Genomic DNA, 23194 nt, shown 5'->3' with positions numbered 1-23194 from the left:
GCTTACCGAGGGGTGATCCGAGCGCGATTCGGCCGACTGCAAATGGGGTGCGCGGCTACGGGAACCCTGGTGTGCCTGGTCTGCGGGGTGCGGGCGGCGCCGTTAGTTTGGCGGCATGGCCGAAAACAGGGCATCGGAGTACGGGGCATCGCAGTACCCGGAGGGCACCCCGTGCTGGGTGGACGCGCAGCTTCCCGACGTGGCGGCGGGCAAGCGGTTCTACGGTGAGCTCTTCGGGTGGACCTTCGAGGACCAGCCGCAGGGCGGCGTGCGGGCGCTGAAGGACGGGGCTCCCGTCGCCTCCCTCGCGCACAAGACGGACGGCAGGCTGCCCACCGTGTGGACGGTGTCCTTCGCGACCCCGGACGCCGAGGCGCTGTGCGCGCGGATCCGGGCGGGCGGCGGGCAGGTCGTGTCGCCGCCGATGCCCTTTGGCGACCTCGGTTACACGGCGCTGGTCACGGACCCCGAGGGTGCCGTGTTCGGCCTCTGGCAGGGAGCGCGGACCCCCGGCTTCGGCCGCCGGCGCGAGCCCGGCACCTTCACCTGGGTGCAGCTCTACACGCGGGACACCGAGACCGCGAACACCTTCTACGGCACCCTCTTCCACGACGCCCTGTTCGGCCCGGACGCCGACCCCGACTTCGGCCGGGCGCCGGTCTCCGACGTCTTCGCCGCCGAGATGCCGCCCCACTTCCTCGTCCACTTCGCCGTCGAGGACCTTCAGGCCGCTCTGGCGGAGGTGGCCCGGCTCGGCGGCAGGGTGCAGGTTCCGCCCTTCGAGACGTCCTACGGCACGGCGGCCGTGGTCAGCGACGATCAGGGGGCGTCCTTCGCGTTGCTGCGCCGTTGAGCCATTACCGCCCGTGGTCTCGTATGTAAATCTGGACACCCGATTTGTCGGCCGGTTCGCAACCGGGCCGCCGGACAGGAAGAATCGGGGTGCGTGCCGCCACGGCGGTGCGGTGGTGAGACGCTGCACTACGGTCGCGCACAGGTGGTGGCGCGACGCGTACGGGGAGGTGGCAGGCAAGTGGTGGATCAGCTGACGCAGCACGATCCGCGGCGTATCGGGCCGTTCGAGGTGCTGGGACGGCTGGGAGCCGGCGGCATGGGGCTGGTCTATCTCGCGCGCTCGGCGTCCGGGCGGCGGGTGGCGATCAAGACGGTACGGACCGAACTGGCCGAGGACCAGCTCTTCCGTGTCCGCTTCACGCGCGAGGTGGAGGCGGCCCGCGCGGTCTCCGGTTTCTACACGGCGGCCGTCGTGGACGCCGACCCGCGCGCCGCCGTGCCGTGGCTGGCCACCGCGTACGTTCCCGCGCCCTCGCTCGAGGAGATAGTGAACGAGTGCGGGCCGCTGCCGGCCCAGGCGGTGCGCTGGCTCGCGGCGGGCGTCGCGGAGGCGCTCCAGTCGATCCACGGCGCCGGACTGGTCCACCGTGACCTCAAGCCCTCCAACGTCCTCGTCGTCGAGGACGGCCCCCGGGTGATCGACTTCGGTATCGCGTCCGGCGTCTCGAACACCCGTCTGACCATGACGAACGTCGCCGTCGGCACCCCCGCCTACATGTCCCCCGAGCAGGCGAAGGACTCCCGCAGCGTCACCGGTGCCAGCGATGTCTTCTCGCTGGGCTCGATGCTGGTGTTCGCCGCCACCGGCCACCCGCCCTTCCACGGCGCCAACCCGGTCGAGACCGTCTTCATGCTGCTGCGCGAGGGCCCGGACCTCGACGGCCTCCCGGACGAGCTGCGTCCGCTCATCGAGGCCTGTATGCAGATGGACGCCACGGCCCGGCCCAACCCCGCCGACCTCCAGGCCCAGCTCGCCCCGCACCTCTTCGGCTCCGGGTCCGACGACAGCGGTACGGCGTCGGCCTGGCTGCCCGAGCGGGCGGTGAGCCTGATCGAGGCCCGCCGCGGCGGACGCCCGGCGCCCAAGCCCGCGCACGGGTCCGGCCGCAGCGCCGGCGGCGCCCGTCCCCACCTGCCGCCGCCCCCGCACGACCCGGTCGTCCCGCCGCCCCCGTCCCGGCCCGCGCCGGTCCCGGTGGGCGCCCCCGACACCGGCCCGGTACGGCTGGCCGGCGCCATGGTCCCCATCGGCCCCGGCCCGCGCGTCGCCGACGCCCGCGCGGCCGCCGCCAAGGCGCCGCCGCCGGCGGCCGCCCTGGCCGCCACCTGGTCCAAGCCCCGCCCCGGCGTCAACGGCGCCGACCCGGCCGTACCGGCGCCCGCCGCGCCGCCGGAGCACCCCAGCGGCTGGCGTCCCTGGCGGTTCCGTATGTCCAACGACGTCTGGGGCACCCCGGCCGTCGACGGCGACCTCGTCTACGTGACTTCCTTCGAGGTGCACGCCCTGGACGTCGCCACCGGCCGACGGCGCTTCAAGACCCGGGACGTCGCCTGGTCGATGGCGGTCGCCGACGGCCGTATCCACGCCTCCGACGGCCCCACCCTCTTCGCCCTCGACGCCCGTGAGGGCGGCGACCTGTGGCGGCTGTCCACGGACGCCTGGGTGTACTCCCTCAAGGCCGACCGTGGCACCGTCGTCACCGGCACCCGCGGCGGCGGCGTCCAGGCGTGGGAGGCGTCCACCGGGCAGAAGCTGTGGGAGGTCACCGGCTGCCAGACCGACTTCGAGTCCCCGGAGGCCGGGCCGTCCGTCCACGACGGCATCGTCCATGTCTGGCAGGACGCCCGGCTGCGCGCGCTGGACGCCCGCACCGGCGACGAGCGCTGGTCGTACCCCATCGGCGACGCGGCCTCCTGCGGCGGCGTGCCGGTCCGCCTCACCCATGGCCCCGACGGCTATGTCTACGTCTCCGCCGGCACCCGGGTCCTCGCCCTGGAGGCCGCCTCCGGGCACGTCCGCTGGCACTTCGAGGCCCCGGCGGTCTTCCTGTGCCCGCCCACCTTCGTCCCGGGCCCCGCGGTGACCGGCGGCGGGGTGTACCTCGCCGACTACCTCGGCACGGTCTACGCCCTCGACGCCACCGACGGGCGCGACCGCTGGCGCATCGCCACCGAGTCCCGCGCCTCGATCGAACCGGTGCTGGTCGCCGCCGGCCACGTCCACGTGGGCAGCGGCAAGGGGCTGTACACCCTGGACGCGGTCACGGGCACGCCCAAGTGGCGCTTCCAGTCCGGCGGCGAGATCGTCGGCGCCCCCGCGGTAGCCGAGGGCCGCATCCACTTCGGCTCCAGCGACCACCTGCTGTACACCCTGAAGGCCGACGACGGCCGCCTGAGATGGAAGCTGGCGACCGGCGGCGAGATCACCGGCTCCCCGGTGGTCCGGGACGGCGTGGTGTACGCGTGCAGCAAGGACCGCTGTGTGTACGCGCTGGACGCGGAGAAGGGCACCGGCACGGCGCGCACGGCATAAAGGGCTTGCGGGACGGCCGTCGTGCCGGTCGCACGGAAGGGGCGTCGGACGGCGGCCGCCGCTACGGGGAGCGGCCCGAGCGCCGCGCCCACGGCGAACGCTACGCCGCGTACGCGACCGTCGCCAGGCGGTGACATGCCCGTGCCACGAAGATCGCTAGCCTTCGGGCATGACTTTCCGGGGGAACACACTCAAGCTCACAGCGGTCTCGGCACTCGTCGTCCTCACCCTCACCGGTTTCTCGACCGGGCGCGGCCACGGCGGCAGCGGTGGCGACGGGGGAGGCGGCTGCAGCAGCTCCGGCCAGAACCAGGACACGTCGAGCTCCGGGGGCGGCTCCCACTACGACGACGATGACGATTACGGCGGCACGGGCAGCACGGGCAGCGGCAGCAACGGCGGTTCCGGCACCACGTCCCCGTCGTCCCTCCAGGACGCCACGGTGGACCTGACGGCCTGCGCCTCGCGGCAGACCCCGTACGCCACCGTCGAGGTCACCAACCCCAATGCCGTCGCCGGCACCTTCACGGTCACGGTCGTCTTCGAGGACACGGCCGGCACGGAGGTCGTCGCCCAAACCCAGGACGTCGACGTCCCGGCGGGCGGGACGGCGACGGCCCGGGTGAACGTGGGCGACACGGCCGACGTCCCCCGGGTCGCCGACTGCGCACCCGGCCGGTACGCCCCGGCGGCCCGCTGACCGTTCCGGACACACGTCGGCCGCGACGGCTTCCCCTCCGAGCCGTCGCGGCCGATCCCCGTGTGGGAAGGACGGCTACTTGCCGCCGTCGAGGTCAAGGGCCGGCGGGGCCGGCATGTGGTTGTCCAGCGTCGTGATGCCGTCCTTGGCCGGCTCGCTCGGCATGTGGTTGTCGAGCGTCGTGGCGTTCTCCTCCTCCGCCGGCGGAGCGGGCATGTGGTTGTCCGGAGGGGTCGCGTCCGCGTTCTGCTTCTTGTCGCTCATAAGCCTTGCTCCTCTGCTGTGTTGGCGATGGAACGCCCGCCCGGCAGCTCCCCCGCGGGCCGCCGGACGGGCGCTCGGAGCCGCACACATTAACCGTTCGGCCCCTGGTCAGCCGTCTGCCCCCCGACGCGACGGTGTGACACGCATGAAGAATGCCTGGGGGAGATAAACGAACGCTGAACGCCCGCTCGCCGGCCCGGTGATCAGGCGGCGGGGGCGAGCAGTGCCCGCACTTCGCCGGCCTCCGGGACACCGTTCTGTTCGAGCAGGCACAGCGCCTCACGCCAGCACGCCCTCGCCCGGTCCGCCTGTCCCAGGGCGTGCAGCGCCCGCCCGAGGAGCGTCAGCACGTTGCCGCGCATCCGGTCGCCGCCGATGCAGCCCAGGGCCAGTGCCTGTTCGGCGTGCTGTGCCGCCTGCGACGCCCGCCCGGCGGCCAGATGCACCTCGGCGATGCGGAAGTTCGTCGCTCCCTCCCACAGGCGCTGCCGGTGGTCGGCGAAGATGTGCATCGCCTCGGAGAACTGACCGAGTGCCTCCGCGTGACGGCCCGCCTTGGCCAGGGCGACCCCCACCGCGAAATGACCGTTGGCGAGTCGCATGGTCCGCCCCAGCTCCAGGTACACCGCCAGACCGCGACGAGCGATCTCCACGGCCTCCGCGATGTTTCCCATGCCGAGTTGCGCACGGGAGAGGTTCGACAGGGCGGAGGCCTCACCGGCTCGGTTGCCGGTGGCCCGGAATCCTTCTATGGCCTGGTCGAAGAGGTTCTTCCCTGCCGCGTACCGGTGTTGATGCAGACAGATGAGCCCCCGGTTGTTGGCGACCCAGCTCGCGGCGGTGAAGTCACCGACCGAATCCGCCAATTCCATGGCCAGCAGGGCTTCCTCGTCCGCCTGCTGGATCCGGCCGGACACCAGGAGCACGTCCGTGAGGACCGTCCTCGCCCTTCCCTCCGCCCGGGCGTCGGCCGCGGCACGGGTGGCGTGGCACATGGCGCGCGCCGTTGTCTCGTACTGATGGGAATCGGCTCCGGACTCCGTCAGGTCCTTCGCCGCCCACAACAGGTCCACCGCCCGCCGCAGCCGGTCCGTGCCCGCGCCCTGCCGGACGGCGGACAGCAGGGGCGCGGCTTCGGTGTAGAGCCAGTCCAGTGCCGCCGAGCCGTCGGTGAAGCCCAGTCCCGGATGCGCCGTGGGCTCCAGGCCGTCCACCAGCCGGTCTCCCGGCCGCTCGATCGCGTACACCCCCGCCGCCGTGGCCAGGTAGAAGTCGAGAACCCGCGAAAGCGCCGACCCCCGTTCGCTCGGCGGCTGTTCGTCGCGCTCGGCGCAGGCGCGCGCGTAGAGCCGTACGAGGTCGTGGAAGCGGTACCGGCCCGGCGCCGCCGACTCCAGGAGGGAGGTGTCGACCAGGGACTCCAGCAGGTCCTCCGTGTCCTCCGGCGGGAGGTCCAGCACCGCCGCCGCGGCGGCGAGGGAGATGTCCGGGCCGTCCGCGAGCCCCAGGAGGCGGAAGGCGCGGGCCTGAGCGGGCTCCAGCTGCCCGTAGCCCAGCTCGAACGTGGCCTTGACCGCCAGGTCGCCCGCCTGGAGTTCGTCCAGGCGGCGGCGTTCGTCGGCGAGCTTGGCCGCCAGGACCGAGACCGTCCACGTCCTCCTCGCCGCCAGGCGGGACGCGGCGATGCGGATCGCCAGCGGCAGGAATCCGCAGGCCGCCACCACGTCCAGGGCCGCCTCGCGCTCCGCGGCGACGCGCTCCTCGCCGACGATCTTCGTGAAGAGGGCCAGTGCCTCCTCCGGCGACATCACGTCCAGGTCGACGAGGTGGGCCCCGGCCAGATCCACCATCCGCATCCGGGAGGTCACCAGCGCCGCGCAGCCCTCCGTACCGGGCAGCAGCGGGCGTACCTGCGCCGCGTCGCGCGCGTTGTCCAGCAGGACCAGGACCCGGCGGCCGTCCAGGGCCGAGCGGTACAGGGCCGCCCGCTCCTCCAGCGTGTCCGGGATCGCGGAGTCCGCCGTGCCGAGGGCGCGCAGGAAGGAGCCCAGGACCGTCTCCGGTTCCGCCGCCCGCGCACCGGCGCCCTGCAGATCGACGTAGAGCTGGCCGTCGGGGAAGGCCGCGCGGGCCTGATGGGCCACATGGACCGCGAGGGTCGTCTTGCCGACGCCGCCGATGCCGGCCAGCGCCGACACCGCCATCACCCGACCCTCGTCACCGGACGCCGACGCCAGGACGTCGCTCAGTTCCCGTACGAAGGACGCGCGGCCGGTGAAGTCCGGCACCGTCGCCGGGAGCTGGGCCGGGCGGACGGGAGCCGCCGACGGCTCCGCGATCGGGGCGGACGGCTCCGCCAGGCCCGGGTCGGCCCGCAGGATGCGCTGCTGGAGTTCCTGGAGTCCCGGGCGCGGGTCCACGCCCAGTTCGTCGGCGAGCAGCCGGCGGGTGTCCGCGTACACCGCGAGGGCCTCCGCCTGGCGGCCGCTGCGGTAGAGGGCGAGCATCAGCAGTTCGCGCAGGCGCTCGCGCAGCGGGTGCGCGGCCGTGAAGGCCGTGAGCTCCGAGACCGCCTCGGCGTGGCAGCCCTGCTCCAGGTCCATGTCCAGGCGGGATTCGAGGAGTTGCAGACGCCACTCCTCCAGGCGGACCCGCTGGGCGTCCGCATACGGGCCCGGCACCCCCGCCAGTGTCTCGCCGTCCCAGAGGGCCAGAGCCCGGTTGAGTACGTCGCGCGCGTGGCCCAGGTTCCCGGTGTTGCGGGACTTCTCCGCCTCCGCCGCCAGCTCCTGCGCGACCGCCAGATCCAGTGCCCGCTCGCCGAGCGCGCGCACCGCGTAGCCGCCGGACTCGCTGACCAGGACCCCGGGGTCCAGCACCTTACGCAGCCGGGAGGCGTAGGTGCGCACCGCCGCCAGGGCCTGCGACGGCGGTTCCTCGCCCCACAGGGCGTCGATCAGCTCGGCCGCCGTGGCCGTACGGCCCTCGCGGAGCAACAGGGCGGCGAGCAGGGCGCGTTGCTGAGGGCTGCCGGTGGCGACCGGCTCGTCGTCGCGCCAGGCGCGCACCGGGCCGAGCACGGCGAAACGCAATGCCCCCGGTGATGTCGAGGAGCCGGGACGCGGCTGCTCCGGCCCTCGCGGTTCACCGACCATGCAGTCCCCCCTGTGCTTCCTGAGCAACTAAGCCAGTCTGCCTTCTCCTGACGGATGCGTCAGCTCTGCGAGACGCCGCTCACACGGGGAGCGGCCGGCCCGCACCGAGCCCACACATTTTCAACCTCAACCGTCCAGATCCACCCGCACCGTCAGCAACCCCGCCCCGAAGGTCCGTACGCCCAGGCTGTTGAAGCGCGGCAGCGTGCGCAGCCGGGCCACGGGGTCGTCGTCGGGCAGCAGATGGGCTGTTCCGGTGTGCCAGCGGCCCCGGATGCGCACCCGCACCCGGGGGTCGGCCTGGATGTTGCGGACGTACTGCGACCGTTCGCCGAACTCCGACACCAGCCAGAACGAGTCGCCGACCCGCCGCCCGCCCACCGGAGTCCGCCGGGGGAGCCCGGAGACCCGCCCCGTGGTCTCCAGAAGGGTCTGGAACGGCAGCCGGCGCACGACCGGGTTCACGACCCGGCGCTGTAAGGCGGTGGCGGAACGGTACTTGCGTTCAACCCGAGACGTCATGGTGCTCGAGCCTACCGGCGGCCCAGGAAGATCGGGTTGGTGAAGGCGGCCAGGGCTCCCGGCAACGGCCCGGCGGCCGTCTCGTGCCGCAACTCGGCGCGTACGTAGGCGGCGTACGACGGTGTGGTCCGCCACTCCACCACCCCGGCGCCCGAGACCGGCAGCGGGCCACCGGTGTGCAGCACGCCCTGGTCGGTCACCAGCCGGACCGTGCACCGGGGGGCGCCGGTGACCTCCAGACGGACGGTGACCGGGGTGTCCTGGTCCACCCGCAGGCGCTCGCCGATCCCCGCGTGTTCGCCCCGCCCGCCGGACGCGGTGAGGGCGATCGATACGGCGGCGGACTCGGCGACGTAGGAACGGCCCGCGCGGATGCCGTCCAGGACGGACTCGCGGGTCAGGCCGTCGGCGAGAACGACGGTCTGCGGGCGGCCGACGGCGTCCGGGTCGCGGTGGGCGTCGCTCCCGCCCATCGCCGGGATCCAGCCGCGTCCGTCCCGCACGGACGCCACAAGCATGCCGTCCCAGTCGGCCAGCGCCACCTCGTCGTCGGGCGTGTACGGGCCGTTCCACACCTCCACGGCGTCCGCCTCGCCGAAGCCGAACTTCCAGGTGCAGCCGATGCAGGTGGCGTGCGGGTGGGCCGGGACGACCAGGCCGCCCGCGCGGCGGATCTGGCGGGCGAACCGGCCGAAGCGGTTGTCACGGGCGCGGTAGCGCCAGTCGACGAAGGTGCCGGGATCGGTGCCGATCGCCACCACGTGCCCGTTGCGGGTGGTGACCTCCTCGCCGAGCAGCACCAACAGGTCGTCCCCGGCCGCGTCGGCCCAATGGGCGTGCGCGGAGTGGGTGTTGTGCTCGCTGCTGTTGATGAAGTCGAGGCCGGCCGCGCGGGCGAGCGCGGCGATCTCGGCGGGGGTGCGGCGCCCGTCGGAGTACCAGGAGTGCAGATGGCAGTCGCCCCGGTACCAGGCCCGCCCCCGCCCCTTCGCCCGCTCCGGCGGATACACCGGCGGCAGCGCCCGGCCCGGCTCCCCGTACGTCAGCCTCACGGTGATCTCGTACGACAGTCCCTGCGGGGCCACGGTGTACGGGCCCAGCGCGATATGCCAGGTGCCCTCGCGCACGGGGCCGGGGAGGTAGCCGGGGGTGGCGTCGTCGGCGCGCAGGAAGAACTCCGTGCGCGCCCCGCCCGACCAGCCCCGGAAGCCCCGGCCGCCGAGCTCGGTGCCGCGCTCGTCGAAGATGCCGATGTCGAGGGCGTTGCCGGTGGTGCCGGCCGGCACGGTGGGTCTGTCGTAGGTGTAGGCCACCTTGATCTCGCGGACGCCGTCCGGCACCTCGACCGGGACGTACATGAAGTCGGGGGCGCCCGGGGAGAGGGTGCCGAGCACCGTCCTCGTCTGCCGGCGGCCGCCCTCGGCCGCGGATGCGAAGCTCACGCTCCCCAACGTAAGCGCGGCGGCGGCGCCCGTCAGGAAGACGGCGCGCCGCCCGATTCCGGCCTGATGCTCCTCGCACATGCTGCGGCTCCCAGGTGTCGGTGAGGACAGGGGATGACAGGGCTTGGGTGGTGCAGGGGTGGTGCGGTGCGACCTTTGTATTGAGCAGTGAACTCCCCTGAAAGGGAAGGGAATCGGCAGATTTCGAGGCGGCCCGCATGGCCGATGCCGACTGGTCGGTATGGACAGGAGAGGGCGGCCCGGGTATGCATGGGGCGTCGTCCGCGTACGAAAGGCCGCCCATGCGCATCGCCGTCACGATCTTCCTCACCGACGAGACGATCACCCCCGTCCGGCTCGCCCGTGAGCTGGAGCAGCGGGGATTCGCCGGGCTGTACCTGCCCGAGCACACGCACATCCCCGTCGAGCGGACCAGTCCGTACCCGGCGGGTGGGGAACTGCCGCGGGAGTACGGCCGCACGCTGGACCCCTTCGTCGCGCTCGGGCAGGCCGCGGCCGTCACCGAGCGGCTCGGACTGGGCACCGGCATCACCCTCGCCGCGCAGCACGACCCGATCGACCTGGCCAAGCAGATCGCGACCCTGGATCACCTCTCCGGCGGCCGGTTCACGCTCGGCCTGGGCTTCGGCTGGAACGTCGAGGAGGCCGCCGACCACGGGGTCAGGTGGCGCACCCGGCGCGAGCTGGTGCGGGACCGGATGGGGCTGATGCGGGCGCTGTGGTCGGAGGAACCGACCGCGTACGAGGGCGAGTTCGGGAGCGTCCGGGCGAGCTTCGCGCACCCCAAGCCGGTGCAGAAGCCGCGCGGTCCGGTGATCGGCCCGCGCACGCTGGTCGGCGGGGCGGCCGGGCCGAAGCTGTTCGCGCACATCTGCGAGTACGCCGACGGCTGGCTGCCGATCGGCGGGCGGGGCCTGACGGAGTCGCTGCCGGTGCTGCGTACCGCCTGGGCCGACGCGGGCCGCGACCCGGGCGCCCTCCAGGTGGTGCCGTACGCCGTCCTGCCCAGTGCGGGGAAGCTGGCGCACTTCGCGGAGCTGGGCATCGAGGAGGTGGTGGTGCAGCTGCCCCCGTCGGGGGAGGCGGAGGCGCTGCGAGCGCTGGACGCCGTTCAGCCGTTCGTGGATGGCCAAGGCGTCTGATCATCCCGAACGTATGCTCACAGGATGACGACTTCCGCGAGCTCCGGAACCGGCGGCCCGACCGAGAACTCCCTGCGCCGCGCCCTCAGACGCGCCCGGGACGGCGTCTCCCTGGACGCCGCCGAGGCGGCGGTGCTGCTCCAGGCACGCGGTGAGCATCTGCGGGACCTCTCCGCGTCGGCCGCCCGGGTCCGGGACGCGGGGCTGGAGGCGGCCGGCCGGCCCGGGGTCATCACCTACTCGAAGAGCGTCTTCGTGCCGCTGACCCGGCTGTGCCGGGACAAGTGCCACTACTGCACGTTCGTCACCGTGCCAGGCAAGCTGCGCCGGGCCGGGCACGGGATGTTCATGTCACCGGACGAGGTGCTGGACATCGCCCGCAAGGGTGCCGCCCTTGGCTGCAAGGAAGCCCTCATCACCCTGGGCGACAAGCCCGAGGACCGCTGGCCCGAGGCACGCGAGTGGCTCGACGCGCACGGCTACGACGACACGATCGCCTACGTCCGCGCCATCTCGATCCGCATCCTGGAGGAGACGGGCCTTCTCCCGCATCTCAACCCGGGCGTCCTGAGCTGGACGGACTTCCAGCGCCTGAAGCCGGTCGCGCCGTCGATGGGCATGATGCTGGAGACCACCGCCACCCGCCTGTGGTCCGAGCCCGGCGGCCCCCACCACGGCTCCCCGGACAAGGAACCGGCCGTGCGGCTGCGGGTCCTCGAGGACGCGGGCCGCTCCTCGGTCCCCTTCACCTCCGGCATCCTCATCGGCATCGGTGAGACGTACGAGGAGCGGGCCGAATCCCTCTTCGCGCTGCGGAAGATCGCCCGCGCCCACCACGGCATCCAGGAACTGATCATCCAGAACTTCCGCGCCAAGCCGGACACCGCGATGCGCGGCATGCCGGACGCGGAGCTGGACGAACTGGTCGCCACGGTCGCCGTGGCCCGCCATGTCCTCGGCCCCTCCGCCTGCCTCCAGGCCCCGCCCAACCTGGTCGACTCCGAGTACGAGCGGCTGATCGCGGCCGGCATCGACGACTGGGGCGGCGTCTCCCCGCTCACCATCGACCACGTCAACCCCGAGCGCCCGTGGCCGCAGATCGAGGAACTGGCCGAGAAGTCCCGGGCGGCCGGTTTCGAACTGCGCGAACGGCTCTGCGTCTACCCGGAGTTCGTGCGGCGCGGCGAGCCCTGGCTGGACCCGCGGCTGCGCCCGCATGTGGCCGCGCTCGCCGACCCCGGGACCGGACTCGCGCGCCCGGACGCGCTCCCCGGGGGGCTGCCCTGGCAGGAGCCGGACGAGGCGTTCACCGCGACCGGCCGCACCGATCTGCACCGCACCATCGACACCGAGGGCCGCACCGCCGACCGCCGCGACGACTTCGACGAGGTGTACGGCGACTGGGACGCCCTGCGCGAGGCTGCCGCCCCCGGGATGGTCCCCGAGCGCATCGACACCGACGTCCGCGAGGCCCTGCGCACGGCGGCCGACGACCCGACGCGGCTGACCGACGCGGAGGCGCTCGCGCTGCTGCACGCCGACGGCCCCGCGCTGGACGCCCTGTGCCGGGTCGCGGACGACGTGCGCAGATCGGCGGTGGGCGACGACGTGACGTACATCGTCACCCGCAACATCAACTTCACCAACGTCTGCTACACCGGCTGCCGCTTCTGCGCCTTCGCCCAGCGCCGCACGGACGCCGACGCCTACACGCTGTCGCTGGACCAGGTCGCCGACCGCGCCCAGCAGGCCTGGGAGGTGGGCGCGGTGGAGGTCTGCATGCAGGGCGGCATCCACCCCGATCTGCCCGGCACGGCGTACTTCGACATCGCGCGGGCGGTCAAGGAACGCGTCCCCGGCATGCATGTGCACGCCTTCTCCCCGATGGAGGTGGTGAACGGCGCGAGCCGCACCGGCCTGTCGATCCGGGAGTGGCTGACGGCCGCGAAGGAGGCCGGGCTGGACACCATCCCCGGCACGGCGGCGGAGATCCTCGACGACGAGGTCCGCTGGATCCTGACCAAGGGGAAACTGCCGGCCGCCACCTGGATCGAGGTGGTGACCACGGCCCACGAGCTGGGCATCCGCTCCTCGTCCACGATGATGTACGGCCATGTCGACCGGCCCCGGCACTGGCTGGGGCATCTGCGGACCCTGGCGGACATCCAGCGGCGGACGGGCGGCTTCACGGAGTTCGTGACCCTCCCCTTCGTGCATACCAACGCCCCCGTCTACCTGGCCGGGATCGCGCGCCCGGGCCCGACGGTCCGCGACAACCGCGCGGTCACGGCGATGGCGCGGCTGCTGCTGCACCCCTGGATCCCCAACATCCAGACGAGCTGGGTGAAACTCGGCGCGGAGGGTGCGGCGGAGATGCTTCGCTCCGGGGCGAACGATCTCGGCGGCACGCTGATGGAGGAGACCATCTCGCGCATGGCGGGCTCGTCCTACGGCTCCTACAAGTCGGTCCGGGACCTGGTGGCGGTGGCGGAGAAGGCGGGCCGTCCGGCGAGGCCGCGCACCACGCTGTACGGCGAGGTGCCGGAGGAGCGCCGCCGCGCGGCGGAGGCCTCGGACGGCCATCTGCCCGAGCTGCTGCCGGTCCTGGACTGAGACGGGCGCCGACCACGCCGGCGGTAGGATGATCCGACGCGCGTTCGGGACCGTAGCTGAGGAGATGCGTACCGGTGTCTGCCCGTCTTCCTTCGTGGGCCTGGGTGACCGGGCTGACCACGGGGGCGATAGCCGCGGTGGCGGTCCTGGCCGTCCAGGCGGACCAGGGCACGAAGCCCACCGCGGCCACCAGCCGGCCGAGCGCGCCGGCCACGGCGGACGCCAAGCCGTCCGCCGGGCCGCAGGAGAAGAAGCCGGCCGCGGTCCCCGCGGACTCGGGCACCGGCCGCCGGATCGTCTACTCCCTCGGGCAGAAGCGCGTCTGGCTGGTCGACGCCAGCGACGCCCCCCGCCGCTCCTTCGTGGTCTGGCCCGGCACCGTCTCCCCGGACCCCGGCAGCTACACGATCGGCACCCGCACCGAGGCCACCACCGGCAGCGACGGCGTCCCGGTGGAGCACATCGTCTACTTCGCCGCGAAGTCCGGCATCTCCGTCGCCTTCTCCAACGCGGTAGACGGCTCCTCACCCCCACCCGCGTCCCCGAACACAAAAACCGGCGGAATCCGCGTCTCCAAGCCCGACGGCAAGGCCCTATGGACCTTCGCCACGTCGGGCACGCCGGTACGGGTGGTCAAGTAACCGAACTGACCACACCGGGCGGAGCACGCCGAGGTGCGGCGACTACCCGGCCGCCGTCGCCCAGCTGCGGTTTGCGGGGCGCTGCCCCCGGGACGCCGGCCTCTTCGCCCTGACGGGGAGTACCGCCGCGTCCTGCGGCAGCACTCCGCGGCGGTGCGGGACACCTGCGCGGGGGACGCCCTGGCCGACCTGGACCGCTCCCTGGAGATCGCCCCCTTCTACGAGTGGGCCCGCACCCTGCGGGACACGGTCGTACGCCACCGTGATGGCTGATGGTGACCGCTTCCGATCAATCGGAGTTTATTTCGCATACCCGCCCGCCCTATGAACCGACCGTCCTCGTTCGATTACAGTGCTCGCGTTGTACGTACGGACGGCGCCCGGGAGGTCATGGTGGCTGGTACGGCCGGACCCGTGTGGGGGCGCCCTGAGCAGCAGGATTTCCGCAGCCGGGTGCGCGGCACCCTGCTCGGGGTGGCCGTCGGGGACGCGCTGGGCGCGCCCGTGGACGGCATGGCGATCGACGGGATCCGTGAGGCGCACGGCGCCGAGGGCGTCACCGACCTCGCCTCCGCATACGGCCGGCGCGGCGCCGTCACCCACCACACCCAGCTCACCCTGTTCTCCGTGGACGGGCTGATCCGCGCCCAGGTGCGGCGCGACACCGGCGCCTGGCACCCGCCGACCGATCTGCACCGGGCGTATCTGCGCTGGGCCACCACCCAGCGGGACTGGGGCCCGGACGAGCGGCGCAAGGAGGACGGCTGGCTGGCACGGGAGGAATGGCTGTACGCCCGCCGGGACCCCGCGCGCACGCTGCTGATGGGGCTCGGCGACGGGACCATGGGGACGCCGGACGCGCCGAAGAACCCCGGTGAGGCCGGGCCGGAGGCCGCCGCCCGGTCCGCGCCGTTCGGGCTGCTCGTCGGCTGGGAGCCGCAGCTCGTCGCGCAGCTCGCGGTGGAGTGCGCGGCGCAGACCCACGGCCACCCGGTCGCCTGCCTCGCGGCGGGCGCGTACGCCGTGATCGTGCACGCGCTGGCCCGGTGCGAGAGCCTGGACACGGCGGTGCAGCGCACGCTCGCCCTGCTGTCCGCCCGGCCGGGACACCAGCCGGTGTCGGAGGCGCTCCAGCACGCGCTGGGCGCCGTACGGCAGGGGATGCCCACTCCGGAGCGGGTGACGGAGCTGGTCGGGAACGCGACCGCCGAGGGGCTGGTCGCCGCGGCCGTGTACTGCGCGCTGGTGGGGGAGGACGTACGGCACGGACTGTGCCTGGCGGTGAACCACGACGGGCCCAGTGCGGCCGCCGGCGCGCTGACCGGCGGGCTGCTCGGCGCCCTGTACGGCGATACCGCCCTCCCACCCGCCTGGCTGGCCGAACTGGAGGGCCGCCCCACGATCCTGGAACTCGCCGACGACTTCGCCATGGAAATGACCCAGGGCCCGGCGCTGCACGGCCCGGCGGGCTCTTCCCCGGCATGGCTGACGCGCTACCCACGGGGCCTGAGCCGGGCATTCTCTGCCCCACCGCCCTTGAACGCGCCCCTTCAGGCGCGCGGGGAACTACCCCAGAAACCCCCACCCACCCACGCGCCCGGGGTCAAAGCGGCAGCGCCCCTGACGGACGGAAACGCGCGCCGCCCCTGAACGCGCCCCTTAGGGGCGCGGGGAACTGCGCGAGAAACCCCCACCCACCAGTACTTTCGGGGTCAAAGGGGTAGCGCCCCTTGTGGACGGGAACGGGAAGGGGCGGCGGGGGCGAGGAAACACGCCTGTTCCCGCACCGCACCGGCGCGGTCACCGTCAGCGCAGTTCCTCCGGGCACGGCGTTCCCCGCTGCCCCCACTTGTAAGGAGCCGCCAGGCGATACGTCCCCGGCTCCGGCGCAAGCAGCATCGTCCACTGGTCCCCGTTCGCGTCCTCCTCCGTCTCCATCAGACACCCGTGGACGTTCTCGTACGCCCTCGGCTCACCCTCCGGCCGGTTCTCCGACTCCTCCGTCTCCCGCGGAGGCTCCAACGCCGCACCCTCGGCATCGACGAGCCCCAGCCACGGCGAGTACGGCACCCGAATCAGAATCCGCCCCGCCTCCTCCACCCGCAGCGTCCACTCCCCCTGCTCCGCCCGCTCCACCACCGTGTTCGGCTCCGCCAACGGCGTCGGCGCCTCCACCTCGAACAACTGCCAGTTCGCATCGCCCCAGACCTGCTTCAGATACGGCAGCCCCCGCTGCACCAGCTCCCGCTCCCGCTGCCCCCCATCACCGTCCGGCTCGTCCTTGGGCAGCACCACAAAGTGCACGCCCCAGCGCTTCAGCCACTCGTGGTAGTTCGCCGAGTTGAGGGTGTCGTCGTAGAAGAGCGGGTTGCGCTCCATGTCGGCCTGCCGGTTCCAGCCGCGGGCCAGATTGACGTACGGGGCCAGCGCCGACGCCTCACGGTGCGAGCGGGCCGGGACGACCTCCACGCGGCCCCGTTCGGCGCCGACCTCCTGGAGCTCGTTCACCAGCGGCGCCAGCTCGCGCGCCCAGGAGGCGCGCGGCGTGGTGTGCACGACGTCGTCGACCGTCTTGAAGCCGATCCAGCCGAAGAAGCCGACGACGGCGACGACGAGCACGAACCACTTCCGGGACCGCGGTACCGCGAACGGCAGTGCCGCCACCAGCACCACACCGCCGAACAGCATCGCCAGCCGTGTCATGTTCGAGCCGATCTGCGAACTGATCAGCCAGACCAGCACGATCCCCAGCCCGTACACCGCGGCCGTGATCCGTACGGTCCTCCACTCGGTCGGCACCAGCAGATACACCAGGACCGAGTACAACAGCGGCAGGATCACCGAGCCGAAGCCCATCGGCTGCGTACCGGAGAACGGGAACAGCCAGGCCGACACCGCCACCACCGCGCTCGGCGCCACCCCCAGCGCCCACGCCCCCGGACGGCGCTTCTGCAGGAACAGCGCCACCGCCACCAGGCCCACGAACAACCCCGCGACCGGCGAGGCCATGGTGGCCAGCGCCGCCAGCGGGGCCGCGCACAGGGCCTTCGCCCAGCGCTTCTCACGCCACCGGTACGGCCAGCAGAAGACGACCGCGACCGCACTCAGCGCGAACATCGTGCCCAGCCCGTACGTCACCCGCCCCGAGGCGGCGTTGCACAGCAGCGCGAACACGCCCATCAGCGCGGCCCACAGGGGGTTGCGCACCTCGCGGCTCCGCATGAGCACCAGCGTCAGCAGCCCGGCCGACACCGTTCCCGCGATCATCATCGTCGTCCGCACCCCGAGCACGGACATCAGGTACGGCGACACCATGCTGTACGACACCGGGTGCATCCCGCCGTACCAGGCGAGGTTGTACGCGGAGTCCGGGTGCCGGCCGACGAACTCGGCCCACGCGTCCTGCGCCGCGAGATCGCCGCCGCTGTTGGCGAACGTGAAGAACCAGACGATGTGCAGCAGGCCCGCGAGAGCGGTGACGGACAGCACGGGGTGCCGGAGCATGCGGGCGCGCACGGCCAGGACGGGGCCCTTGGGGGCGCTGAAGGTGTCGGAGCTTTTCTCAGCGTCCCCGGCCGGCCGCTCTGTTTGTGACACGGGTATTCGCGCTCCGGGTCCCGGACCGGGATCGGCGTCGTCGGCGCGTGTCGGCTCCGCTGTGGCCACCTGAAGGCACTCCCCGTGTCCGTTCCTTGCCCTTTGCTGCCCGTTTCGTGACGCTAGCACGCACCCCGCCGGCCGTCGCCCGGGTAGGGCGTGGGCCCGCGGGGTGCGGGTGCGCTGCGCCGTTTCCGCGTCAGGCGATACGGGTCAGCTTGTCCGTGAAGTCCGGCTCCACGAGGTCCTCCTGGAGGGCGACCGGGACCTTGACGGCACTGCTCGTGCCGTCGCCCACGGTGAGCGTGCCCACCTTCGTGCCGGCCTTCGCCTGGTGCGGCACCTCGTCCGCGGCGAACGTCAGCTTCACCGACAGCCCCGCCCAGCCGACGGCCTTGACGTCCTCGGTGACGACGACCGGCGTACGGCCGCCCAGACCGTCGTCCGCGTACCCGACGACGTCGCCCTTCTTCAGGATCGTCGCCGACTCCAGGGCGCCCTGCGCGGCACGGATCAGCTCGTCGCCGGCGGTGAGGGCGGCGGACAGGATCGTGTTGTCCCTGCCGCCCGCGGGCTGGCGCACGACGGCGCCGACGATGGTGCGGGTCTCCCCGTCGACGTCCTTCTTCGCGGCGAACACCAGGTTGCCGAGCGCGGAGGTGGTGGTGCCGGTCTTGATGCCGACGACGTTGTTGTGGCCGACCAGCTGGTTCCAGTTGGAGTGGTTGGTGCCCTTGTAGTCGTCGTACGACATCATCGCGGCGACCTCGCGGAACGCGGGCTGCTTCATCGCTTCCCTGGCCAGCTTCACCTGGTCCACGGCCGTGCTCACGGTGGTGTTGTTCAGACCCGAGGGGTCGGTGTACGTCGTGCGGGTCATGCCGAGGTCCTTCGCGGCCTCGTTCATCTTCTCGACGAACGCCTTTTCGGACCCCGCGTCCCAGCGGGCCAGCAGCCGCGCCACGTTGTTCGCGGACGCGATCAGGATGGCCTCGATCGCCTCCCGCTGGGAGATCTCGTCGCCCGCGGTGACGTGGACGGTCGACTCCTGGCCGGCGTCGGACTGCTTCTCGGCGAGCTCGTCGATCTTCAGCATCGGGCCCTCGGCGCCGCTCTTGAGCGGGTGGTCGCGCAGGATCACGTACGCCGTCATGACCTTGGCGACGCTGGCGATCGGTACGGGCTTCTGCTCGCCGGACGAGCCGAACGTGCCGATCCCCTGCACGTCGAGCGCCGCCTGCCCGCCCGCCGGCCACGGAATCTCGGGCTTGCCGCCCTCGAAGGTGTAGCTGTCCCGGGCGGTGAGCTCCAGCGTCGGGGCGGGCAGCGGGCGGAGGTTCTGCGCGATCGCGAAGGCGATCACCAGCAGCAGGACCAGCGGCGTCCAGATCTTGATCCGCCGCACGGCCGTCCGCAGCGGTGTCTGCGGGGGCGGCGGCGTGTTGGTGAGTTCGGCCAGCAGATCCAGCGGCGGCTTGGGCGGCAGGGGCTGCTGCGTCGTCCGCTCCGGCCCGATCTGCGGGAGCGAGGTGGTGGCCTCGGCGGCCGGGGGCGGCGGCACGGTGCCGGGGGGCTTGCGTACGGCTGGGTCGTCGAGCCCCTTCAGCGCGACGAACTTGCTGGTCCGTTCGGCCTGGCTCTCCGCGCCACCCTGCTCCTCGGACCGGGCGCCCGCGTCACTCAGCTTGAGCATGGTGGTGGGCTGGTCGACGGAACGCTTCGGTTTCCGGAAGACAGCGGTGGGCTGATCGACGTGGCCGGTGGCCCCGGCGCGGGCCCCATCGGGCGCACCGTCCCCGTCCGGGGCGCCGGACTCGTCGACGGGGCGGGACGAGCCGCTGCCGCCGTCCTTCGACGGGCCCGGGTTGTCGTCGCCGCCGCGTTCCGGCGCCTGCGCCTCGGGGGTGTCGTCCGCGTCGCCGTCCTCGGCATCCCGGTCGTCACTGCCGGACTTGGACGCCGTCGCGGTGTCCGCGTCGTCGGCGTCCGGGGCGTCATCCTGACGGGTGGTCACGGCACCGGTGTCGTCGGCGTTGTCCGCGTCGTCTGACGCCACGTCACCGGTCTCGTCGTCGGAGGCGTTGTCTGCGTCGGCGTCCGCGCCCTCGGCCGCGGCGGCCTGGGGCGACTCGGGCGTCCCGTCGTCGGAGCCGTCCCCGGTGCCGCCCGCGGTCGGGCCCGTACGGGCGCTGGAGGCGTCCTCGGCGTCCTCCCCGGCGCGGGACGTGCCGTCGGCGGCGGTTTCCTCTTGCCGGGCGTCGGAGGTGCCGCGGGGGGCCGGGTCGGTGTCGGCGTCCGCAGAGGCGTCACCCGGGGCCGGCTTCCCGCCGGTGTCCGTGGAGGCGCCGTCGGAGGCCGTGTCCGTACCGGCATCCTCCTCCGCCTCCGGAGAGCCCCCGTCCGCCTCCGGGGAGGCCCCGTCCGCCTCCGGAGAGCCCCCGTCCGCCTCCGGGGAGGCCCCGTCCGCCTCCGGAGAGCCCCCGTCCGCCTCCTGGGAACCCCCGTCGGCCCCCGGGGAGCCCCCGTCCGCCCCGCCCTCCTCCGGCTCCGCCGAGCGGACCCACGTGGCGACCGCCTCGCGCAGTCGGCCGTCGCCCTCCGGCACGGACCCGTCCTCGCCCTCCTCCGGGGAGGACGCGTCGGCGCCCACCGACAGCACCCGGGTGGCCGTGTCGGTGGTCCGGCGGGGCTTTGGGGGCTCGGCCTCGCGGGACACCGCCAAGCGGGGATCACGCTTCCCGGGAACCGGACTCGCGCTCCCCGACGTCGTTTCTGCCGACGACTCGCGCTGTTTCGAACTGTCGGGGGACTCGCCCGCCACCGATGCCTCCTCCATGCGCCGCACGCCCCGCGTGCGCCATCCGAACCGTGAACCGCCCGCCCGCGACAGCACTTCCCACCGCTGTCCGAACCATGTACCAGTGTCCTGTGTGCGGGCTCCCCCCATGCGGTAGACGAGAACGACATACCTACCGGTTCCACTACGAACCGGTCACGCACCCTCGACAGACCAATGTGAGAGGGGTCACCCTGTCATTCATCCACGCGGGGAGGCATGGATGGGCAGGAGCCGCAGAACACTTCCGGAGGAGCTTCTGCTGCTGGCACTGGACCCGACCACGGGTACCACTGCACAGCCGCAGTCGCTCGACCTCGGTCTGGCCGGAGCACAGCTAGTGGAGCTGGCGCTGGCCGGACGGATAGCCCCAGACGGGGATCGTATCGCCGTGGTGGTGCCACGGCCGACTGGAGACCCAACACTGGACTGCGCGTTGGAGTTGCTGCGAAGGCGCGGCGCTCCTGTGCGGGCGGTCCACTGGATCGGCGGGCCGCGTCTCGGGCTCCGCCAGACCTACCTCTCGCATCTGGAGCGGTGCGGCATGGTGCATGCCGTGGCCGGACAGATGTGCGGGGTGCTGCCGACGACTCGCTACCAGGCGACGGACACCGAGATCAGCCGGGAGATCAGGGCCCGGCTGGACTCCGCGATCCGCACCGGCGTTCCGCCGGACCCGCGGACCGCGGCGCTCGCCGCACTGGCGCACGCGGTGGGCCTCGGCAAGCACCTGTACCCGGGGAACGAGGGTCGCTCCTCGCGCTCCCGGTTGCGGGATCTGATCCGGCACGACCCGATGGGCGGGCTCGTCGCGCATGCCGTGATGGACGTCCAGAACGGTGCGGCCGCCCAGCCGCGCCGCAGCTCCGCACCGGCGGGCCGGCAGGCCCCCGGCGGCAGGGGCGCGACGGAACCCGCCCGAGGCGTTCCGGCGCAACCACGCCGTGGACCCATGGCACGCGCCGTGGCCCACTGAGCCGTCACGTCCCCCAGGGCAGAACGGCACGGCACGCCACGGATCCACGGCACCGCAGTACCCGGTCACGGGAGCCGCTGTCCGAGCGGGGCGGAGAGAGCACACGGGCTCTCTCCGCCCCGCTCGGCGCGCCCCCGTCCGGCCCCAACACCCGCCACCGGTACCTGAAGTGGCGTGTACCCGTCGTATATCCACCGTTTCCCAGCGGTGGGAAGCACCTTGGTGGCAGTCTGCTCATCAGCAGACACGCAAAGTGGCAAGTACGAGGCACGCAGCCGGAGGTGCACGTCCCGTGGCGTCCAATGTCAATCCCACCGTCAGGCGGCGCCGGCTGGGCCAGGAGCTGCGCAGGCTCCGTGAGCTCAAGGGCATGACGGCCGAGGAGGTGGCGGAGCGGCTGCTGGTGTCGCAGTCGAAGATCAGCCGCCTGGAGAACGGCCGGCGCAGCATCAGCCAGCGCGATGTGCGTGACCTGTGCGGGGTGTACGAGGTCGAGGACCAGCGGATCGTCGAGTCGCTGATGCAGATGGCCAAGGACTCCCGCCAGCAGGGCTGGTGGCACGCGTTCGGCGACATCCCGTACAGCGTCTACATCGGCCTGGAGACGGACGCGGAGTCGCTGCGCGTCTACGAACCCCAGATCATCACCGGGCTGTTGCAGACCCGCGCGTACGCCGAGGCGATCGTGCAGGGCGGTTCGCCGGAGTCGTCCGAGCAGGAGAACGAGAAGCGGGTCGAGGTCCGGCTGCGCAGGCAGAGCCGTATCACCGCGGACAAGGATCCGCTGCGGCTGTGGATCGTGCTGGACGAAGCCGCGCTGCACCGGGTCGTGGGGAGCCGGCAGATCATGCGGGAACAGCTCGAGCACCTCATGGAGCTGTCCCAACTGCCGCACGTCACCGTGCAGGTGCTGCCGTTCGAGGTCGGCGCGCACGCCGGCATCAATGGCCAGTACGCGATCCTGGAGTTCGCCGACGCGGCCGATTCGAGCGTGGTGTACATCGAGGGCGTCACCAGCGACCTGTATCTGGAGAAGCCGCACGACGTGCAGAAGTACACGGTGATGTACGAGCATCTGCGGGCGCAGTCGCTGAACGTGGAACAGTCCCGTCAGCTGGTGGAACGCCTCGCCAAGGACTACGCACGCTGAGTTGTGGCCGAAAATGGGGCGGAACCCTACACCGTAAGGATGTTGGTGGTACGTCCCACCTGGAATATGCCACCCGGTCGAGTGAACGACTGCTCCGGAAGAAGAGGGCGACGAGTAGCGTCGATCACGCCAACCAGCAGCGAGGGTTGGCGGAAACCGTTCTGCGGTCCATGCCGGATGCGCAGGTCGGTGACAGCAACTCAGCATCTGGCTACGGAGCGAACATGGCAATTCGTCTGGGCGCCACGGAAACGTGGACGACGTCCTCCTACACCAACAACAACGGCGCGTGTGTGATGGTCAGGTCGACCACCGGGACGGCGCTGGAACTCGGGGACACCAAGGTTCCCGAGGGCCCGAAGCTGGCCTTCCCCGCGGACGCCTGGAGCGCCTTCGTGGCCTCGGTCAAGGACTGACCGCACCGCACAGGCACCACCGACAGGGCCCTCTCGACCAGTTCGCCTCCCAGCCGAGAGGGCTCGGCAGGTGTCCTTGCGGCTCAGCCCTCCGCGGCGGCCCGGCCCTCCGGAGGCGGCCCCACCGGGAAGGCCACGTCACACACCGGGTCCTCCGGACCCGCGGCCGGCCAGTCCGCGAAGTAGACCTCCCGGCAGGGGCCCGTCGGCGTCAGCCCCTGCGCCCCCATCGGGCTTCCTTCGTGGATACCCCGGCCTTCAGGCCGGGGTGGGGGTACCTCCCGCTTGCGGGGGAGAAACGAAGCTCCCGCGGAGCGGGGCAGGGAAAGGC

The 23194-nt window shown here is 72.6% G+C and carries 16 protein-coding genes and 1 pseudogene; 10 read left to right on the top strand and 7 right to left on the bottom strand.

Features of this window, described 5'->3' with window-relative positions; genetic code table 11:
• The first annotated feature begins 115 nt into the window (after nucleotides 1-115).
• The 3 genes from AB0L56_RS13805 to AB0L56_RS13795 all read left to right on the top strand — a co-directional run bounded on the left by AB0L56_RS13805 (nucleotide 116) and on the right by AB0L56_RS13795 (nucleotide 4088).
• Nucleotides 116-853, top strand: a complete 738-nt coding sequence (locus tag AB0L56_RS13805) for a VOC family protein (protein ID WP_361037786.1) — start codon at nucleotides 116-118, stop codon at nucleotides 851-853.
• A gap of 180 nt (nucleotides 854-1033) precedes the next feature.
• The gene (locus AB0L56_RS13800; protein ID WP_361037788.1) at nucleotides 1034-3388 is read left to right on the top strand and encodes a serine/threonine-protein kinase; all 2355 of its coding nucleotides are present in this window, start codon (nucleotides 1034-1036) and stop codon (nucleotides 3386-3388) included.
• A gap of 169 nt (nucleotides 3389-3557) precedes the next feature.
• Nucleotides 3558-4088 (top strand): hypothetical protein, encoded by a 531-nt coding sequence (locus tag AB0L56_RS13795; RefSeq protein ID WP_365422668.1) that lies wholly within the window; start codon nucleotides 3558-3560, stop codon nucleotides 4086-4088.
• A gap of 75 nt (nucleotides 4089-4163) precedes the next feature.
• On the opposite strand, the gene AB0L56_RS13790 is transcribed toward AB0L56_RS13795, so the two are convergent.
• From AB0L56_RS13790 to AB0L56_RS13775, 4 genes are all read right to left on the bottom strand, one after another.
• Nucleotides 4164-4352: a hypothetical protein gene (locus tag AB0L56_RS13790; RefSeq protein WP_361037792.1), complete on the bottom strand. Its 189-nt coding sequence runs from the start codon at nucleotides 4350-4352 to the stop codon at nucleotides 4164-4166.
• A 203-nt stretch (nucleotides 4353-4555) separates the two neighbouring features.
• Nucleotides 4556-7507 (bottom strand): BTAD domain-containing putative transcriptional regulator, encoded by a 2952-nt coding sequence (locus tag AB0L56_RS13785; protein WP_365422664.1) that lies wholly within the window; start codon nucleotides 7505-7507, stop codon nucleotides 4556-4558.
• A 126-nt stretch (nucleotides 7508-7633) separates the two neighbouring features.
• Nucleotides 7634-8029: a nitroreductase/quinone reductase family protein gene (locus tag AB0L56_RS13780; protein WP_365422661.1), complete on the bottom strand. Its 396-nt coding sequence runs from the start codon at nucleotides 8027-8029 to the stop codon at nucleotides 7634-7636.
• A gap of 11 nt (nucleotides 8030-8040) precedes the next feature.
• A complete protein-coding gene (locus AB0L56_RS13775) occupies nucleotides 8041-9552 on the bottom strand; it encodes a CehA/McbA family metallohydrolase (protein WP_365422658.1) in 1512 nt (503 codons plus the stop codon).
• Between the two features lie 221 nt (nucleotides 9553-9773).
• On the opposite strand from AB0L56_RS13775, the gene AB0L56_RS13770 reads away from it, so the two are divergent.
• The 4 genes from AB0L56_RS13770 (at nucleotide 9774) to AB0L56_RS13755 (ending at nucleotide 15538) form a co-directional block, all read left to right on the top strand.
• Nucleotides 9774-10634: an LLM class F420-dependent oxidoreductase gene (locus tag AB0L56_RS13770; protein ID WP_365422655.1), complete on the top strand. Its 861-nt coding sequence runs from the start codon at nucleotides 9774-9776 to the stop codon at nucleotides 10632-10634.
• Between the two features lie 24 nt (nucleotides 10635-10658).
• On the top strand, nucleotides 10659-13247 hold the full coding sequence (locus tag AB0L56_RS13765) for a bifunctional FO biosynthesis protein CofGH (protein WP_365422652.1): 2589 nt from the start codon (nucleotides 10659-10661) through the stop codon (nucleotides 13245-13247).
• Nucleotides 13248-13321: 74 nt separating this feature from the next.
• Nucleotides 13322-13888, top strand: a complete 567-nt coding sequence (locus tag AB0L56_RS13760) for a hypothetical protein (protein ID WP_361037799.1) — start codon at nucleotides 13322-13324, stop codon at nucleotides 13886-13888.
• Between the two features lie 393 nt (nucleotides 13889-14281).
• Nucleotides 14282-15538: an ADP-ribosylglycohydrolase family protein gene (locus AB0L56_RS13755; protein WP_365423202.1), complete on the top strand. Its 1257-nt coding sequence runs from the start codon at nucleotides 14282-14284 to the stop codon at nucleotides 15536-15538.
• 156 nt (nucleotides 15539-15694) lie between these two features.
• Here the strand turns inward: AB0L56_RS13755 and AB0L56_RS13750 are convergent, their stop codons facing one another.
• Together AB0L56_RS13750 and AB0L56_RS13745 are read right to left on the bottom strand one after the other, a co-directional pair.
• Nucleotides 15695-17554 carry an MFS transporter gene (locus AB0L56_RS13750; RefSeq protein WP_365422648.1) on the bottom strand — a complete coding sequence of 620 codons (1860 nt, stop codon included), beginning with the start codon at nucleotides 17552-17554 and terminating at the stop codon, nucleotides 15695-15697.
• A 130-nt stretch (nucleotides 17555-17684) separates the two neighbouring features.
• The gene (locus tag AB0L56_RS13745; RefSeq protein WP_365422645.1) at nucleotides 17685-20306 is read right to left on the bottom strand and encodes a D-alanyl-D-alanine carboxypeptidase; all 2622 of its coding nucleotides are present in this window, start codon (nucleotides 20304-20306) and stop codon (nucleotides 17685-17687) included.
• A 238-nt stretch (nucleotides 20307-20544) separates the two neighbouring features.
• Between AB0L56_RS13745 and AB0L56_RS13740 the strand changes: the two genes are divergently transcribed.
• From AB0L56_RS13740 to AB0L56_RS13730, 3 genes are all read left to right on the top strand, one after another.
• On the top strand, nucleotides 20545-21297 hold the full coding sequence (locus tag AB0L56_RS13740; RefSeq protein ID WP_361037802.1) for a GPP34 family phosphoprotein: 753 nt from the start codon (nucleotides 20545-20547) through the stop codon (nucleotides 21295-21297).
• Nucleotides 21298-21589: 292 nt separating this feature from the next.
• The gene (locus AB0L56_RS13735; RefSeq protein ID WP_361037803.1) at nucleotides 21590-22447 is read left to right on the top strand and encodes a helix-turn-helix transcriptional regulator; all 858 of its coding nucleotides are present in this window, start codon (nucleotides 21590-21592) and stop codon (nucleotides 22445-22447) included.
• A gap of 224 nt (nucleotides 22448-22671) precedes the next feature.
• Nucleotides 22672-22863 (top strand): DUF397 domain-containing protein, encoded by a 192-nt coding sequence (locus AB0L56_RS13730; RefSeq protein WP_361037804.1) that lies wholly within the window; start codon nucleotides 22672-22674, stop codon nucleotides 22861-22863.
• An 83-nt stretch (nucleotides 22864-22946) separates the two neighbouring features.
• Here the strand turns inward: AB0L56_RS13730 and AB0L56_RS13725 are convergent.
• Nucleotides 22947-23093 (bottom strand): annotated as a pseudogene (locus AB0L56_RS13725) (hypothetical protein); the annotation flags it as partial.
• Nucleotides 23094-23194 lie beyond the last annotated feature (101 nt).

Source organism: Streptomyces sp. NPDC052079, assembly GCF_040680275.1.
In the GTDB taxonomy this organism is placed as follows: Bacteria; Actinomycetota; Actinomycetes; order Streptomycetales; family Streptomycetaceae; genus Streptomyces.
The sequence above is the reverse complement of the archived record's forward strand: the minus strand, read 5'-3'. Positions and strand labels throughout refer to the sequence as shown.

Excerpts from the sequence above, each read along its gene's own strand:
- AB0L56_RS13765 (WP_365422652.1), top strand. The coding sequence starts at position 10,659 with ATGACGACTTCCGCGAGCTCCGGAACCGGCGGCCCGACCGAGAACTCC.
- AB0L56_RS13795 (WP_365422668.1), top strand. The coding sequence starts at position 3,558 with ATGACTTTCCGGGGGAACACACTCAAGCTCACAGCGGTCTCGGCACTC.
- AB0L56_RS13790 (WP_361037792.1), bottom strand. The coding sequence starts at position 4,352 with ATGAGCGACAAGAAGCAGAACGCGGACGCGACCCCTCCGGACAACCAC.
- AB0L56_RS13785 (WP_365422664.1), bottom strand. The coding sequence starts at position 7,507 with ATGGTCGGTGAACCGCGAGGGCCGGAGCAGCCGCGTCCCGGCTCCTCG.
- AB0L56_RS13770 (WP_365422655.1), top strand. The coding sequence starts at position 9,774 with ATGCGCATCGCCGTCACGATCTTCCTCACCGACGAGACGATCACCCCC.
- AB0L56_RS13805 (WP_361037786.1), top strand. The coding sequence starts at position 116 with ATGGCCGAAAACAGGGCATCGGAGTACGGGGCATCGCAGTACCCGGAG.
- AB0L56_RS13780 (WP_365422661.1), bottom strand. The coding sequence starts at position 8,029 with ATGACGTCTCGGGTTGAACGCAAGTACCGTTCCGCCACCGCCTTACAG.
- AB0L56_RS13730 (WP_361037804.1), top strand. The coding sequence starts at position 22,672 with ATGGCAATTCGTCTGGGCGCCACGGAAACGTGGACGACGTCCTCCTAC.
- AB0L56_RS13775 (WP_365422658.1), bottom strand. The coding sequence starts at position 9,552 with ATGTGCGAGGAGCATCAGGCCGGAATCGGGCGGCGCGCCGTCTTCCTG.
- AB0L56_RS13740 (WP_361037802.1), top strand. The coding sequence starts at position 20,545 with ATGGGCAGGAGCCGCAGAACACTTCCGGAGGAGCTTCTGCTGCTGGCA.